A 968-nucleotide genomic window follows, 5' to 3' on the forward strand; every position below is an offset into this window, starting at 1 on the left:
TTCTTATTTCACATAGCCAATAGAATTGTTGAATCTGAGTAAAAATTCCTATTGCGTATATCGCAATAAGTAAAAATTCTTATTGCCACATACGCAATAGAATTGCTGAACCTGAGTAAAAGTTCCTAAGTCGGAGGTACTGATAACTGAAATGCTGCCACCTGTTCAAAACACCAGAAAAGATGATTCATCTACTTTATTTTAGCTTCATCAAACTGACGTTAATTAATTGGTAATATCATTGACATTAATGACTCCTTGCTTTGGGAGAATTCGTTCTCTGAGTAAATCATAATTCTCAATATTAAACAAATATAGTAATCCTAAATAGGTCGCGACAAATCAAAAAGTAGATAAAAAAGTTGAAACTCCTACCTGTTGCCTGTTGCCTAAAAAGCAGTAATATTTTTGCCACAAATATGCGGAGGATTGCTATAAATACCAGGAGTCATTCTGTCGAAAAGATCAGATTAGTTTTGATAAATTTGACTCAATAGATCGGTGGTAAATATTTCCTCAAAATAACTAGCTAGGGACTTAGAAAAAGGGTGGCATTGCTATACTTGTTTGATAGTATTTTTAGTGATCGCTTCACAAAAAAAAAATTCAAATGACTGCTGTGGCAACTTAAAATGATTCTGAAAAACCCATCCGGTGCAAGTAAATAAATGATTACTAACCTTACTTTCTACAGATACGCGATACTGCTGACCTTTCTCATCCGGACACTTTTATAAGTATTCAGTTATTTCATTCTTAGTAGCAAGTAATTGAGCATGAAGATAAAAATTTTGCAGTTTTTTGTGGTTCCAATCTAATAACGATCTAGTAGGAGCAATTGTTTGTAGATGTTGCTGAAAAATATTATTTAATTCGACTGTTGCCCGATCTAAATTATTCATCTTCTTCTTCCACTTCTAATGTTATTTTGCATTTGTTTGTAGAATTGCTCTAGCCCTAAGCTATAG

At 33.0% G+C, this 968-nt stretch carries 1 protein-coding gene; it reads right to left on the minus strand.

The window, feature by feature from the left end; all coding sequences use genetic code 11:
• Nucleotides 1-731 precede the first annotated feature (731 nt).
• Nucleotides 732-902 (minus strand): hypothetical protein, encoded by a 171-nt coding sequence (locus tag AFK68_RS36045; RefSeq protein WP_168186256.1) that lies wholly within the window; start codon nt 900-902, stop codon nt 732-734.
• Between the last annotated feature and the right edge of the window lie 66 nt (nt 903-968).

The organism is Hydrocoleum sp. CS-953 (genome assembly GCF_002260545.1).
Classification (GTDB): Bacteria; Cyanobacteriota; Cyanobacteriia; order Cyanobacteriales; family Microcoleaceae; genus Trichodesmium.